The 14,033-nt window shown below is 65.7% G+C and carries 15 protein-coding genes; 2 read left to right on the top strand and 13 right to left on the bottom strand.

What is annotated here, in order from left to right; genetic code table 11:
* Window positions 1–345, bottom strand: coding sequence for an FxLYD domain-containing protein (locus ACO6D5_RS01855; RefSeq protein WP_315526972.1), 345 nt, complete (start codon window positions 343–345; stop codon window positions 1–3).
* A 488-nt stretch (window positions 346–833) separates the two neighbouring features.
* On the opposite strand from ACO6D5_RS01855, the gene ACO6D5_RS01850 reads away from it, so the two are divergent.
* Complete coding sequence (locus ACO6D5_RS01850) at window positions 834–1,166, top strand: PsiF family protein (RefSeq protein ID WP_280029276.1); 333 nt, start codon at window positions 834–836, stop codon at window positions 1,164–1,166.
* 149 nt (window positions 1,167–1,315) lie between these two features.
* On the opposite strand, the gene ACO6D5_RS01845 is transcribed toward ACO6D5_RS01850, so the two are convergent.
* From ACO6D5_RS01845 to ACO6D5_RS01820, 6 genes are read right to left on the bottom strand one after another with little or no spacing between them, the layout of a single operon-like run.
* Window positions 1,316–2,356 (bottom strand): cyclase family protein, encoded by a 1,041-nt coding sequence (locus tag ACO6D5_RS01845; RefSeq protein WP_315526969.1) that lies wholly within the window; start codon window positions 2,354–2,356, stop codon window positions 1,316–1,318.
* Window positions 2,357–2,360: 4 nt separating this feature from the next.
* Window positions 2,361–3,140, bottom strand: coding sequence for a 3-oxoadipate enol-lactonase (pcaD, locus tag ACO6D5_RS01840; protein ID WP_485824482.1), 780 nt, complete (start codon window positions 3,138–3,140; stop codon window positions 2,361–2,363).
* Window positions 3,141–3,193: 53 nt separating this feature from the next.
* Entirely contained in the window at window positions 3,194–3,490 is a 297-nt protein-coding gene (locus ACO6D5_RS01835) for a YciI family protein (RefSeq protein ID WP_169274135.1), read from the bottom strand.
* 16 nt (window positions 3,491–3,506) lie between these two features.
* A complete protein-coding gene (gene catC, locus ACO6D5_RS01830; RefSeq protein WP_315526967.1) occupies window positions 3,507–3,782 on the bottom strand; it encodes a muconolactone Delta-isomerase in 276 nt (91 codons plus the stop codon).
* 60 nt (window positions 3,783–3,842) lie between these two features.
* Complete coding sequence (locus tag ACO6D5_RS01825) at window positions 3,843–4,487, bottom strand: 3-oxoacid CoA-transferase subunit B (protein WP_006227166.1); 645 nt, start codon at window positions 4,485–4,487, stop codon at window positions 3,843–3,845.
* The gene (locus ACO6D5_RS01820; RefSeq protein ID WP_006227167.1) at window positions 4,484–5,161 is read right to left on the bottom strand and encodes a 3-oxoacid CoA-transferase subunit A; all 678 of its coding nucleotides are present in this window, start codon (window positions 5,159–5,161) and stop codon (window positions 4,484–4,486) included. Before ACO6D5_RS01820 ends, ACO6D5_RS01825 begins: the two co-directional genes overlap by 4 nt.
* 193 nt (window positions 5,162–5,354) lie before the next feature.
* On the opposite strand from ACO6D5_RS01820, the gene ACO6D5_RS01815 reads away from it, so the two are divergent.
* Window positions 5,355–6,137, top strand: coding sequence for an IclR family transcriptional regulator domain-containing protein (locus ACO6D5_RS01815; protein ID WP_315526964.1), 783 nt, complete (start codon window positions 5,355–5,357; stop codon window positions 6,135–6,137).
* A gap of 53 nt (window positions 6,138–6,190) precedes the next feature.
* Here ACO6D5_RS01815 and ACO6D5_RS01810 read toward each other — a convergent pair whose 3' ends face one another.
* From ACO6D5_RS01810 to ACO6D5_RS01785, 6 genes are all read right to left on the bottom strand, one after another.
* Window positions 6,191–6,919 carry an SDR family NAD(P)-dependent oxidoreductase gene (locus ACO6D5_RS01810; protein WP_315526962.1) on the bottom strand — a complete coding sequence of 243 codons (729 nt, stop codon included), beginning with the start codon at window positions 6,917–6,919 and terminating at the stop codon, window positions 6,191–6,193.
* 202 nt (window positions 6,920–7,121) lie between these two features.
* A complete protein-coding gene (locus tag ACO6D5_RS01805) occupies window positions 7,122–8,462 on the bottom strand; it encodes a short-chain fatty acid transporter (protein WP_315526960.1) in 1,341 nt (446 codons plus the stop codon).
* A gap of 174 nt (window positions 8,463–8,636) precedes the next feature.
* The gene (locus ACO6D5_RS01800; protein WP_315526959.1) at window positions 8,637–9,572 is read right to left on the bottom strand and encodes a 3-hydroxyacyl-CoA dehydrogenase NAD-binding domain-containing protein; all 936 of its coding nucleotides are present in this window, start codon (window positions 9,570–9,572) and stop codon (window positions 8,637–8,639) included.
* A 289-nt stretch (window positions 9,573–9,861) separates the two neighbouring features.
* The gene (locus tag ACO6D5_RS01795; RefSeq protein WP_485824481.1) at window positions 9,862–12,339 is read right to left on the bottom strand and encodes a TonB-dependent siderophore receptor; all 2,478 of its coding nucleotides are present in this window, start codon (window positions 12,337–12,339) and stop codon (window positions 9,862–9,864) included.
* 135 nt (window positions 12,340–12,474) lie between these two features.
* A complete protein-coding gene (locus tag ACO6D5_RS01790; protein ID WP_485824480.1) occupies window positions 12,475–13,461 on the bottom strand; it encodes a FecR domain-containing protein in 987 nt (328 codons plus the stop codon).
* Between the two features lie 6 nt (window positions 13,462–13,467).
* The gene (locus ACO6D5_RS01785) at window positions 13,468–13,992 is read right to left on the bottom strand and encodes a sigma-70 family RNA polymerase sigma factor (RefSeq protein ID WP_485824479.1); all 525 of its coding nucleotides are present in this window, start codon (window positions 13,990–13,992) and stop codon (window positions 13,468–13,470) included.
* Window positions 13,993–14,033 lie beyond the last annotated feature (41 nt).

Below are 14,033 nucleotides of genomic sequence, written 5' to 3'. Positions count from 1 at the left end.
TCACTGTGCACGGATGTCCAGCACCGTGACTCGGGTGAACTGCAGCGGCGTGATCGCCTTCACCAGCCGGATCTGCCCCGGCGCCATCGGGCCGATGACGTCGTCGTTGACGCGGCCGACTTCGCGCCCTTGCGCGTCGTACAGCACGAAAGTCAGCACCGCGCTGGAGATGGGTCGGCCCGATTGATTGGCCAGCGACCCGGTGATGGTGGACACGTTCATGTTGGTATCGCGCACGGCCTGCACGTTGCCCAGCGTGACCCCGTAGGCCAGGCTTTGCGCGCCAGCGGCGCCGGCGCCGGACAGGCCGGCAAGCAAGACGACAGAGGCAAGGGCGAGTTTCATGGAAGGTCTCCTGGGACGCTGGCGTCGGGGCGCCTGCTGGTCCGCGCCGCCGTCTTCGCCGCCCGCGTATCGCGCGGACAGCTGTATCTCACACCTTTCCGCACCCGGGCACAACGGGTCAAAAGGATGAATGGGTAACAGGTTGCGCGGCATGTTCCCAGATTCGATGGGGGATGGCACAAATGCATCGGAATGTCTCTAGCTTGAGAGTTTCCGCGGGGTATTTTCGTGGGACGGGCGGACCGGAATTCGGTGTTGGCGGGGCCGCCGCGGGAGGCCGGATCATCGCCGAATCCGAGCCGTCCTGCCTGTCGGAAAGCTGAATGGCGCGTGTGCGATTTCCTGGCTTTTCTTAACCTTTCCGCGCTTGCGCAGCCTGTCGCTTTGTTCGATGATGACCGGGCCGGCAAGTGGTCGGCAGATCGTGCGGCCCGGCGTCAGGCGCATCCTTGCGCCAAGCGGGCGCATAACGCTCAAGGGAGAAACTCATGCTTTCCCGTACTAGCCAGTTGGCCTCGGCCATTGTGTTGTCCGCATGTTTTTTCGGCGCCTATGCGCAAACCCCCGCCGCTCCCGCGCCCGCCAAGACGCCCACGCCGCAGCAACAGCGCATGGCGGACTGCAATAAATCGGCGACCGGCAAGACGGGCGACGATCGCAAGACCTACATGAGCAGCTGCCTGAAAGGCGAGGCCCCCGCGCCCGCCAAGCAATTGACGCCGCAGCAGCAGAAGATGAAGGACTGCAATGCGAAGGCGGGCGATCAGAAGCTGACCGGCGACGCGCGCAAGACCTTCATGAGCACGTGCCTGAAGGGCTGACCGGTCTTGATGGGTTACGCGCGCTGCATAGTGGCGGCCTTGCCCTGCTTTTCTCGCGCTCCGCTCATCCTGCGGATCGACGGTTTCCCAGCCCCCGTCCCTTTTCGACGGCTTCACGAAAAAGCCCCCTTTCGGGGGCTTTGCGCATCCTAGACGGTAGCGATCGGCGTGACCGGGGAACCGATCGCGTGCGGCAGGCGCAGCGGCGGAGCGGTCAGCATGAAGTGATGGCGTCCGTTCGCATGCAGGAAGTCCGCCAGGTCTTTCAGGTACCAAAGCTCTGCCAGCGGCAGGCCCAGCTTGAAGAGGCAATGGTGGTGCAACGGCAGCATGGCTCGCTGGCCGGTTCTTTCGCGGGCGGGGTAGGCCTCGACCGCGTAGTTGTCGGCGCAGATGGCGGCGATGCCGCTGTCCGTGATCCATTGCAGGAGCGCGGCATCGGTGCCGTCCAGCGCGGCGCCATAGGTGTGCAGCACCTCGGGGTCCGGCGTGCCGTTCATGGCGACGACGGCCTCGGCGTAGCCGGTGCGCAGCACCAGCATGTCGCCGCGTTCGACCGTGATGCCGTCCGTTTCCAGTACGTGCATCAGTTCGGCGTGGCCGATCAGCGTGCGGCCGGGGCCGTAGTGGCGGAACAGGTCCACCAGCACGCCGCGCCCTTGCATGCCTTTCTGCGCCAGGTTCTCCACGCCCAGCTTCAGCGCGGCCGACGGGCCGCCGCTGTTGCAGCCGCAACCCGTGTGGTCGCCGTCGGCCGGGCCGACGACGTCCACGCCGGCCTGAAAGCCGTTGTAGTAGCGCAGTTCGGGCTTGCCGTCGCCGTCGGCGTCAAACAGCGCGCCCACGTGCGCCAGCGCGTCCCATTGGGTGGAGTACTGCATGGACAGCAGCACCTGGTCGTCGCTCAGCACGTCCACCGCATCCGGGTTGACGTTCTTCAGCGGGAAGTTCAGGTAGGGCGTGTCCGCCAGCCGGGTGGGGCTGAGTTGCGGCGGGTGGCGGCGCGGGTTGAGCACGTTGCCGCCGGGCAGGTCCAGCGGTAACGACAGGCAGAATGTCTTGCCGGCGCGGATTTCACGCGCACCCTTCAAGACCTGTTCTTCGGTGATGAGGTTCAGGCGGCCAAGTTGGTCGTCGGGTCCGAAGTCGCCCCAGTTGGAGCCTTCGGGCCGGTGTTTCCAGCGCTGCATGCGGTTACTCCGTCAGGAAGTCGACGACCGCGCGGGTGAAGGCTTCCGGTTGCTCCCAGTTCGAAATGTGGGAGGTGTTCAGTTCGACATAGCGGGCGCCCGCGATGGCGGCGGCCAGCTCCTTGCCTTGGGCGGGCGTGGCGGCCAGGTCGTGCGTGCTGCTGATGACGAGCGTGGGCGCGGTGATGGCGGACACTTGCGGGCGGTAGTCGGCGTCGCGCAAGGCGGCGCAGTTGGCCGAATAGCCGGCGTCCGGCGTGCGGCGCAGCATGTCGATCAGCACTTGCGTCAGGCCGGGTTCAGCCGCGCGGTAGTCGTCGGTCAGCCAGCGCTCGACCAGCGTGGGCGCCATCTTTTCCAGGGTCTGCTCGGCCACGGCGCCGATGCGCGTGCTCCAGCCTTCGGCGGAGCCGATGCGTGCGGCCGTGTTGCACAGGATCAGCTTGGACACGAGCTGCGGGTGCGCCAGCGCCAGTGCGATGCCGGTGGGGCCGCCCATGGACAGGCCGCAGAAGTGGGCGCGTTTGATGCCCAGGTGCGCCAGCAGATCGGCGACGTCGCCAGCCAGTTGTTTGAAGGTGTATTCACCGTCGGGGATCGAGGACTTGCCGTGGCCGCGGGTGTCGTAGCGCAGCACGCGGAAGTGCTTGGTCAGTTCGGGGATCTGGCGGGCCCACATGTCGGAGCAGGTGCCCAGCGAATTGGAAAGCACCAGCACCGGCGCGTCGGCAGGGCCATCGATGACGTAGAACAGCCGTGCCTGGCTGAGTTCGGCGTAAGCCATGTGGGATTACCTCGGATGAAACCGCGGCCGCGCAAAGGGCGGCCGCTTCGGGATTACAGGTAGCAGGTGCCGTCGACGTAGGCTTTGCGCCAGCGCGTGATGGTCACGCGGTCGAATAGGTTGGCCTGCGAAAACGGATCGGCATCGATGAACTGCTGCGCGGCTTCGCGCGTGTCCAGGTCGACGATGTACAGGCCGCCGCCTGCATCCTTGCCGTCGTCTTGCAGCTTGGCGCCGCACGCCAGCAGCAACTGCTTGTTGGCGTCCAGGTATTCCAGATGCGCCGCGCGATGCTGTTGGCGCACTTCCTGGTGGTTGGGCTTATCGAACGTTTCGATGATGTAGGGCATGGGAACTCCTGTCGTTTCAGATGGCCGACGGGTGGCGCGCCAGCGCCGTGACGTTGATGTCCATGTACGGGAACAGCGGCAGGGAGGACAGCAGCGTGTGCAGTTCGTCGTTGCTTTCCACGTCGAAGATGCTGACGTTGGCATAGCGGCCGACCACGCGCCACAGCTCCTTCCACTTGCCGTCGCGCTGCAGTTGCTGCGCCAGGGCCTTTTCGTCGGCCTTGAGCTTGTCGGCGCGTTCGGCCGGCATGTCGACGGGAAGATTGACTTGCATTTGAACCATGAACAACATGATGGACTCTCCAGAGAGGCCGCCCCGGCTACAGCCATGGGCGGCGCATCGGCAAAAAAATCAAGCGGAAAACTTCAGCGGCAGGCCGGTCAGGGCCAGCAGCTCGTCGGCGGTGACGTCGCCGAACATGTCGATGACGGTCACGCCGTCGGCGCGGATGTCGAACACGGCCACGTCCGTGTACACGCGCGACACGCAGCGCACGCCGGTCAGCGGGTAGGTGCAGGCCTCGACGAGTTTGCTCTGGCCTTCGCGGGTCTGCAGTTCCATCATCACGAAGACGTCCTTGGCGCCGATGGCCAGGTCCATCGCGCCGCCCACGGCGGGGATGGCGTCCGGCGCGCCGGTGTGCCAGTTGGCCAGGTCGCCGTGCTGGGACACCTGGAAGGCGCCCAGCACGCAGATGTCCAGGTGGCCGCCGCGCATCATGGCGAACGAATCGGCGTGATGGAAGAACGAGCAGCCGGGCAGTTCGGTGACGGGCTGCTTGCCGGCGTTGATCAGGTCGTAGTCTTCCTCGCCTTTGGCGGGGGCGGGCCCCATGCCGAGCATGCCGTTTTCGGTATGCAGGATGACTTCACGGTCGGCCGGCAGGTGGTTGGCGACGAGCGTGGGCAGGCCGATGCCCAGGTTGACGTAGGCGCCTTCAGGGATGTCCTGCGCGACGCGGGCGGCGATCTGGTCGCGGGTCAGTTTGGTGCTCATTGCTGCTCCTTGGCGTCGATCTGCACGACGCGCTGCACGAAGATGCCGGGGGTGACGACGGTTTCGGGGTCCAGCGTGCCCAGCTCGACCACTTCACGCACTTGCGCCACGGCCACGCGCGCGGCGCTGGCCATGATGGGGCCGAAGTTGCGGGCGGTCTTGCGGTAGACCAGGTTGCCCCAGCGGTCGCCGCGTTCTGCCTTGATCAGCGCGTAGTCGGCGTGCAGGGGATATTCCAGCACGTAGTGGCGGCCGTTGATTTCGCGCACTTCCTTGCCGTCGGCCAGCGGGGTGCCGTAGCCGGTGGGCGAGAAGAACGCGCCGATGCCGGCGCCGGCGGCGCGGATGCGCTCGGCCAGGTTGCCCTGGGGCACCAGTTCCAGTTCGATCTTGCCGCTGCGGTACAGGCCGTCGAAGATCTGCGAGTCCACCTGGCGGGGAAACGAGCAGATGATCTTGCGCACGCGGTTCGCGCCCAGCAAGGCGGCAAGGCCCGTGGTGCCGTTGCCGGCGTTGTTGTTGATGATGACCAGGTCTTTCGCGCCCTGTTCGAGCAGGGCGTCGATCAATTCCATGGGCTGGCCGGCAGTGCCGAAGCCGCCGATCATGACGGTGGCGCCGTCGGGTACGTCCGCCAGGGCGGCCGCCGCGCTTGCAACAAGCTTAGAGATCATGATGTTCGCTCATAGGTGGCGTGTCATAATTTGTTCTTCATTAGAACTTTCGTTCTTCTGAAGAACATCGTTTCATGGGGACTGCATAGCGTCAAGGCGAGCCGGCGCGGTGCAATCTCCATCGTTTTGCGTTGCCTTTGACGGCAACGGACGGCTCGCCAGCGGCGAGCTTTTTTCTCGTGAGACCGGACGGATGGCGGAGCAAGACACCCAGCAACCCAGCGACAGTTACGTGCAATCGTTCGCGCGCGGCCTGTCGGTGATCCGGGCCTTCGGCCCGAACCGTTCGCAGATGACGCTGTCCGAAGTGGCCGCCGTCACGGGGCTCACCCGCGCCGGCGCGCGCCGCATCCTGCTGACCCTGGAACACCTGGGCTACGTCACGGTCGAGGATCGCAAATTCGCGCTGACGCCGCGCATCCTGGAGCTGGGCTACGCCTATCTGTCGGGCACGCCGCTCTGGAACCTGGCGCTGCCCTACATGGAAGAAGTGGCCGAGCTCACGCGCGAGTCCTGCTCCGTGTCGGTGCTGGAGGGTGCGGACATCGTCTACATCCTGCGCCTGTCCACGCACAAGGTCATGACCATCAATCTGGCCGTAGGCAGCCGCCTGCCGGCCTGGGTGACGTCGATGGGCCGCGTGCTGTTGGCTGGTTTGCCGGAAGCGGAGCTGGACCGGGTGCTGGCCATGAGCCAGATCCGGGCCTACACCGCCGATACCGTGACCGACGTCGCCGAACTCAAGCGCGTGCTGGCCGGCGTGCGCGCCGACGGCTACGCCTGCGTGGCCCAGGAGCTGGAGCCGGGCTTGCAGTCGGTGGCGGTGCCCATCATCGACCGCAGCGGCCGGGTGATCGCCGCGATGAACGTCAGCGGGCATTCCAACCGCTTCTCGCGCGAGGCCATGCTGGAAGCCTTTCTGCCGCCATTGCGCCACGCCGCCGACCAGATCAACCACGCGCTGCTGCGCCGCTAGGCGAACCTGGCGGCACGGCAGGAGGCGGGGCTGGGCGGGCATGGCGGCCGGGCTCAGATCGGGGCGACGCCCAGCGTCGTGCCGCCGCATACGTACAGCATCTGGCCGGTCACGAAACCATTGTCGGGCGACAGGAAGAACATGGCGGCGCGCGCCACGTCTTCCGGCGTGCCCAGGCGCTTGACGACGATGCTGTTGATGATGCGTTCGGTCTGCGGCGCGCCGGCGGGGTTGCTCTTGGTGAAGAGGTCGGTGGCGATGGGGCCGGGGCCGATGGCGTTGACGGTGATGCCGTCGCCGCCCAGTTCCATGGCGAGCGTGCGGGTCAGGCCCACCAGGCCGGCCTTGGTGGCCGAATAGACCACGCGGTCCGGCTTGCCCAGCGCGGCGCGCGAGGACATGTTCACGATGCGGCCGAAGCCGGCTTCGCGCATGGCGGGCAGCGCGGCCTGCACCAGGATCAGCGCGGTGCGCAGATGCAGGTTCACCACATAGTCCAGATCCGCCAAGGTGGCCGTGTCGGCCGTGCCGGGGCGCGTCGCGCCCGCGTTGTTCACCAGGCCCACGATGTTGTAGGCGGCGGTGACTTCGCCGGCGACTTCCTTGGTGCGCGCTTCATCAGTCAGATCGGCCTGATACGAGACCAATCCCACCGGCGGATTCTCGGGCAGCTTGTAGTCAATGTTGACCACCTTATGGCCCGCATCCAGCAGCATGCGGATGATGGCGGCGCCAATCCCGGCGCTGCCGCCGGTGACGAGATACGCAGTCGGTTTGCTCATTTCATTTCCCGTTCGGTTTAGAAAAGCACTGCTCCAGATTAAAGCCAGTTCCCCCGTCAGGGACACCGCCAGATCCGGCTTCGCCGGTCTGCAGGTGTCGCCCCCTTGAGGGGGCGCGCGCAGCGCGTAGGGGGAGGGTCCATCCGGCCGGTCCGTAGGTGTCGCCCCTGGGGGCGCGCGTGAGCGCGTAGGGGGGGCTCTATCAGTGCGTGGCGTAGCCCCAGGCCAGCACGGCGGTGATGTGGATCACGCCGACCCACAGCATCATGATGACGGTGTAACCCATCACGTCGCGCAGCTTGAGCTTCGACAAGGCCAGCGCCGGCAGGATCCAGAAGGGCTGCACCAGGTCGTTCCAGGCGTTGCCCAGCATGACGGCCATCGTCGTCTGGTTCAGCGCGCTGCCGATTTCCTTGGCCGCGTCGATCATGAACGGACCCTGGATGACCCAGTGGCCGCCGGCGGACGGCGCGAAGAAGTTGATGAAGAACGAGCTGATCAGGCCCCAGAACGGCAGGGTTGCCGGCGTGGCGAAGTCAACGAACACCTGAGAGATCGACGTCACCAGGCCCGAGGCGGCCATGATGGCCATGATGCCGGCGTAGAACGGGTATTGCAGGATGATCCCGGAGATCGTCTTGATGCCTTCGGTCAGCTTGGCCACGTAGGCGGCCGGCGTGCCCAGCAGGATGATGCCCAGGAACAGGATGATGAAGTTGATCAGGTTCAGGTCCAGCGAACCGCCGTCCATGAAGTGGAACGTCACGTAGGCGATGCCCAGCGCGCCGATCAGCATGGAGAGGATGCGGCTGTTGTTCAGCTTCGAGGCGATGGTGCCCTTTTCCAGCATGTCTTCGACGGCGCTGGACGCGTTGGCGTCGCGGTCGATCGCCGGGTCCACTTCAACGATCTTCTCGCCCTTCTTGGGGTGCAGCCAGGCGTTGAGCAGCGGCAGCGTGATGATGATGACCAGGCTGGTGATCAGCATGGGCACCGAGAAGATGGTTTCCGACAGCGGGATGGTGCCCATCTGCTTGGCGGTCGGGTGGCCGGGGGTGGCGACCAGCACCGGGATGCTGGCGGACAGGCCCAGGCCGTACATCGTGAAGCCGCTATAGGCGGCGGCGATGATCAGCGGGTAGTGCACGCCCTTGACCTTCAGCGCCAGCTTCTTGGCGACGATGCCGCCGATGACCAGACCGAAGCCCCAGTTCAGGTAGCTGCCCACGCCGCCGACCAGCGTCGCAACGATGATGGCGGTATGCGGACGGTGCACGTGGCTGACGATGCGGTTGAGCAGGCGGTCGGTCAGCGGCGCGGTGGCCAGCACGTAGCCCATGGCCAGGATCACGGCCATTTGGGTCGTGAAGGCCAAGAGGCTCCAGAAGCCCTTGCCCCAGGCGCGGGTGACGTCGCCGATGCTCTGGCCTTCGATGCCCATGGCGAGCAGCACGGTCAACAGGGTCAGCGCGATCGCGAAAACGAAAGGATCGGGCAGATACTTGCGCATCAGCTCGGTAAAGAATGAAGCGAGTTTATTCATGGTGCCTCCAACAACTCCGTAGGCGGGTTCTCTAGTGTCTTGCCTCGCCCGTCACCGGGTGGCGGTGCGGGCGGGAGCGACGTCTGGTTTTCTTTGTGTGGTGGGCTCGTGGCCCGTCGGCGCGGTTGGCGGCTGCCCCCGCGCCTTATCTGTTGTGAATTCGTGGGGTCGCCGTCAGGCGTCGCCGGCCTTGCTGTTGAGCCACGCGGCCAGTTCGCCCAGCGTGGCGCTTTTCTCGCGCAGCACGCGTTCGCGGCGTTCGGGGCTCCAGGTGTAGAAGCCCTGGCCGCTCTTGGCGCCGATCTGCCCGCTTTCGACCTTGCTCTTGAGCAGGTCGGACGGCTCGGTGCGGTTTTCCAGGTCTTTGTAGAGGTAGCTGGCGATCGCGTAGTGCACGTCGATGCCGTTCATGTCGCGCTGCTCCAGCGGACCGGACAGGGCCAGGCGCAGCCCCAGGCTCCACTTGACCACTTCGTCGATGTCCTCAGCGCTGGCCACGCCCTTTTCCAACAGCGAGATCGCTTCGCGGGCCAGCGCGTGCTGGATGCGGTTGGCGATGAAGCCGGGGATGTCCTGGCGTACCAGCACGGGCCGCTTGCCGGCGAAACGCAGCGTGGCCATGACCTGGGCGACGGTGGCTTCCGAGGTGTCGTCATTGCGCACGACTTCCACCAGCGGGATGACGTCGGCGGGGGTGAAGAAGTGCGTGCCCACGAAGCGGTCGCGGCGCGCGACGGCGCTGGCGATGGCGTTGATGGACAGGCCCGAGGTATTGGTGGCGAACAGCGTGTGCGCCGGGCACAGGGCGTCAAGCTTGGCGAAGATGCCGCGTTTGAGCTCCAGGTTTTCCGGCACGGCTTCGATGACGAGGTCGCAGCTGGCGGCGGCGTCCAGGCTGGGCTCGAAGCGGATGCGGCCGATGGCGGCTTGAACGTTGTCCGGGGCGTAGACGTTCAGTTGGCGCTCGATGGTTTGCAGGGCGCGCGCAAGGGCGCCTTCCATCGGGTCGATCAGGACGATGTCGAGTCCCTTCGAGGCGAATAGCGCGGCGATGCCGCTGCCCATGGCGCCTGCGCCGATGACGGCGAGATTCTTGAGGGGAGTATCCATGATGGTTCGCTCGGTGCTGTCTTGCAGGCTGCTGCGGTTCAGTCGGGCACGCGGGCGAATCAGGGTGAGCTCTGTCTCTTCCTAGGGTGCCTTTCTGTGCGGCGAGGCCAGAAAAATCGTTTTGTTCTATATGCGAACATTTGTGCGTATATAGAATTTCTGGTGGGAATAGTACTAAAAGTCACCGAGGATGGACAAATGGGGATTTTTTGGCGTTCATCTGGTGGACGCCTGAGGGTAGGCAGGGGGGACTTGCCGGGAGGGAAGGCTTCCCCCTGCCGCGCCGGCGTTACCAGCGGTAGGTCGCCGTACCGATCACGCGCCGGGGTTCTCCGTAGAAGCAGCCATAGGTGCAACTGCCGATATAAGTCTTGTCCGCCAGATTGGTGGCATTGAGCGCGAGGCGCCATGGCCCGGTGGTGTAGCTGACCATGGCGTCGAACAGCGTGAACGATGGCACCTCCACGCGAGTCCCATGCGCCATGCCCAGCGTGCTGCCCACATAGCGCACACCCGCGCCAACGCGTAGGCCGGGCAGGCCAAAATCACCGAAACCATAGTCGCCCCAGAGCGAAAACTGGTTGAACGGAACCGAGTCCAGGCGTTTGCCCTGCGCGTCGGGCTGCAAGGGGCTGGCCTTGAGCGTGCGCGCATCGGTATAGGCATAGGCCGCGATCAGGTTGGCATGCCGGCCGATGCGGGTGCGAGCCTCCAGTTCCAGTCCGCGCGAACGCGCCTTGCCGGCCTGAATCTGGTAGGACGTGTCGAAGGGATCGGTCACGGTCACGTTTTTCCGGGTCAGCTGGTACAGCGATGCCGACAGGAGCATGCCTGAGCCGGCAGGTTGATAACGCAGGCCAGCCTCGTATTGTTCGCCGCGGGTGGGTTCGAACCGGTTGCCCTGACGATCCTGGCCGGTCGTCGGTTCGAAGGACTGGCTGTAACTGACGAAGGGGGCCAGGCCATTGTCGGCCAGATAGACCAATCCGGCGCGACCGCTGAAGGCCTGGCTTCTCTCGTCGTCGGCATAACGCTCCTCGGTGAACAGGTTGTGTTCATTGGCAGTTACCCAGTCCTGCCGTCCGCCCAGCAGCACGACCCATTTGTCGGCGATCTTCATCTGGTCCTGGAAATACATGCCCAGGCGTTTGATGTCGACCTTCGTCGACGAGCCGACGTTGGGTGTGGCGGGTCCTAGCGGGCTGCCGTAGACCGGATCATAGAGATCAAGGTTGTCCAGCGCTCGCAGATAGCGTTTGCTTTCATGCCGGGGCGTTGAATAGTCCAGCCCGGCCAGCAAGGTGTGGTCGATGATGCCGGTGCGGGTCTGGTACTGCAATGACGTATCCGCAGACAGCGCCGATGATTTGTCCCGGCGCGGCGAGAAACCGCGGTCTGCGGTCCACCGCTGATCCGGCATCAATTGCCAGATGTCGGTGGAATCGTAGTCGCTCTTTGCGTTCACATAGCGCAGGTTCTGCCGAAGTTTCAATTGGCTGCTGAAGGCGTGTTCAAACAGGTAGCCGATGGAATAGCGTTCCATCTTGAACTGGTCCAGGCCCGGCTCGCCAGTGAAGCGTTCGCGCGGGATGCGGCCGTTGATGTTGGGCAACACCGTGCCTTGCGCGGGCAAGCCATAGGCGTAGGCGGTGCGGTCTTTTTGATACTCGGCCAGCAGCGTCAGCGAGGTCGTGTCGTTCGGTTGCCATTTGACGGCCGGCGCGACGTAGGTCCGGTCATCGGGAATGTGGTCGATGAAAGTGTCGCTATCGCGCTGGAGCGCGGTCAAGCGGTACGACCACGTGCCGTCCTGGCCCAGCGCGCCGCCGAAATCGGCGGCAACCTGCCTGCGTCGAAAGTTCCCCGCTTCCACGTTGATTTCGCGCAGTGGCTCCAGCGTGGGACGCTTGCTGATCGTGTTGATGATGCCGCCCGGAGGCATCGCGCCGAAGAGAACGGAGGAAGCGCCTTTCAGGAATTCGATCCGTTCCAGGCCGTAGGGCTCTTGCCTGCCGTCGTAGATGTTCACGGTGTATAGCGAGCCGTCGCGGTAGTAGCTTCCCTGGTTTGAGCGAAAGCCTCTAAGGAAAAAACTGTCAGTGGTTCTGTCCAGCCCTTCGGCGCGGCTGACGCCTGCCACGTATCCCAGCGCGTCTTGCAAGTTTTGCGCCTTGAGCGTTTCGATTTCCTCCGCACCCACCACCGTGATCGATTGCGGGGTTTCGATGATCGGCGTGTCCGTCTTGGTGCCTGTGGCGCTGATGGTGGCCGCGTAGCCGTGGAAAGGCCCAGTGGCGGTCTCGGCCTGCCCCGTGACGGTCACGGGTTCGAGCAGGGCGGCGTCCTGGGGCGAGGCGGGCGCCGCTTTCAGCGTAAAGCTGCCGTTGGGTTCCGGCGCTGCCCGCAGGCCGTGGCCGCGCAGCAGTTCGGTGAATCCGTCGCGCACGGTGTAGTTGCCCGACAGTCCGCTGCTGCGCTTGCCTTGCAGCAAGCTCGCGTCCATCGTCAGTTCCACCCCCGCCGCGTTGGCGTAGGCGTTGAGCGTCTGGCTGAGCGAGCCGCCTGCGATGGCGTAGCTGCGCTTGGTCTCCACGGCTTGCGCCTGCGCCGCCGGCGCGGCGACGACGGTGGTCAACGCAGTGCTTATCAGCCAGGCCAACCGGGCCGCAGCGGTGCGCTGACGCAACGTGATGCGGGTGGAAGCGGGGCGGGATGCCGGCGCGGCCAGGGAGCGGCCGCGGCGATGGGACGGGTGATGACGGGACATGGTCTTGGGCCTTGCTGCTGGGGTTCAAGGTTGAGGGGTTCACCCTGTATCCCGAACGAGGCGGCCCAAAGGACAATCGCCACCCAAGAAAAGTTGTAACTCGACAGGCGCGGGCAGCCTGGACATGAGGCCCGCTCAGTCCGCCGCCCGCACCGTCACCCAGTAGCGAGTGCGGTAGACCGCCGTCACCGGCAGGCCGCGCGTCAGGTTGTCCAAGGCCCGGTCGGTGTCGCGCAGCGAAAAGACGCCACTGACGCGCAAGTGCGCGACGGCCGGGTCGCAACGCAGCAGCCCGGACCGGTAGCGGGAAAGCTCAGCGATGAAGGCGTCCAGTCGCATGTCGTCAGCCACCAGCACGCCCCGGCTCCAGGCCGCCGCGTTCTCGGACACGGGCTCGGAGGGGCCGACGGCGTACCGCGAGAAGCGCGACCCTCGGCCGGCATCCACGCGGGCGGCGTCCGCCGGCGCGCCGGCAGGCCGTATTTCCACCGCGCCTTCGAACACGGCGACGCGCGAGGCCTCGTCCTCGTCCCGCACGATGAAGCGCGTGCCCAACGCCTGGATGGTGCCATGCCGGGTGTGTACCCGGAACGGCCGGGGAATCGCGGCGGAATCGGGCGCCGTGGCAATGAGGATTTCGCCGGCGTGCAGCGTCACCAGCCGCTCGTCTTGGGTAAACCGCAGGTCGATCGCCGAGCCCGTCGACAAGGTGACATGCGAGCCGTCCGGCAGCGTCAGCGCGCGGATCTCTCCGGTGCCGCTGCGGTAGTCGGAGGCGGCGCGGTGCCAGGCGTCGGTGCCGCGCGTGGCGTAACCGGCCCCCACGGCCAGCGCGCCCAGGCCCAACGCGCGCAAGGCCCGCCGCCGTCCTGCACCCGCGGGCGTGCGCAACGCTTGCCGGGCGACATCGCGCGGCACGCTCCCGAGCTTGCCTTCGATGGCGATCAAGCATTGCCATGCTTGCTCATGGTTCGGATGCCGGGCCCGCCAGCGGGCGCAATCGGCACGGTCTTGCTCGGTGACGTCGTCGGACCAGAGCTGGGCGATCCACTCGGCCGCTTGCCGCATGATGGCGGGGTCGATGGGCTGCGCCGGTATCGGAAGGCGGGTCGAGGCGGTCATCGCGGCCTATCCGCCGGCCGCCGCCACCTGGGCCTGATAGCAGGCCAGCAGCGCGGTCGCGATGTACTTCTTCACGGACGATACCGACACGCCCAGCCGGGCCGCGATCTCGGTGTAGCTCAGCCCGTCCAGCTTGCACAGCAACAAGGCTTCGCGCACCTTGGCAGGCATCCCGTTCAGGATCAGGTCGATCTCGATCAGGGCCTGGACGGTCAGCGCGCGGGTCTCTTCGGAAGGCGCGTGCGCGGGCGGCAGGTGGGCGATGGCGTCCAGGTAGGCGGCTTCGATCTGGCGGCGGCGATAAAGGTCGATGACCAGGCACTTTGCGATCTGCGCCAGATGCTGGCGCGATTGATGCGGTTCCGGGACCCGGCCGCTGTTCAGGATGCGCAGATAGGTGTCGTGCGCCAGATCGGCCGCGTCGAAGGCGTTGCCCAGCTTGCGCCGCAGCCAGCTGCGCAGCCAACCGTGGTGCTCGGCGTACAGGTTTTCGATACCCGGCCGCGGCCCGGCGGATTCGGTGATGGACATGGAGCGCCTCTGGCGCGCGGCAAGGGAAAGGCGCTCGCGCT

This window comes from Achromobacter sp. (assembly GCF_057314935.1).
This window is presented reverse-complemented; position numbering and strand designations above follow the sequence as displayed.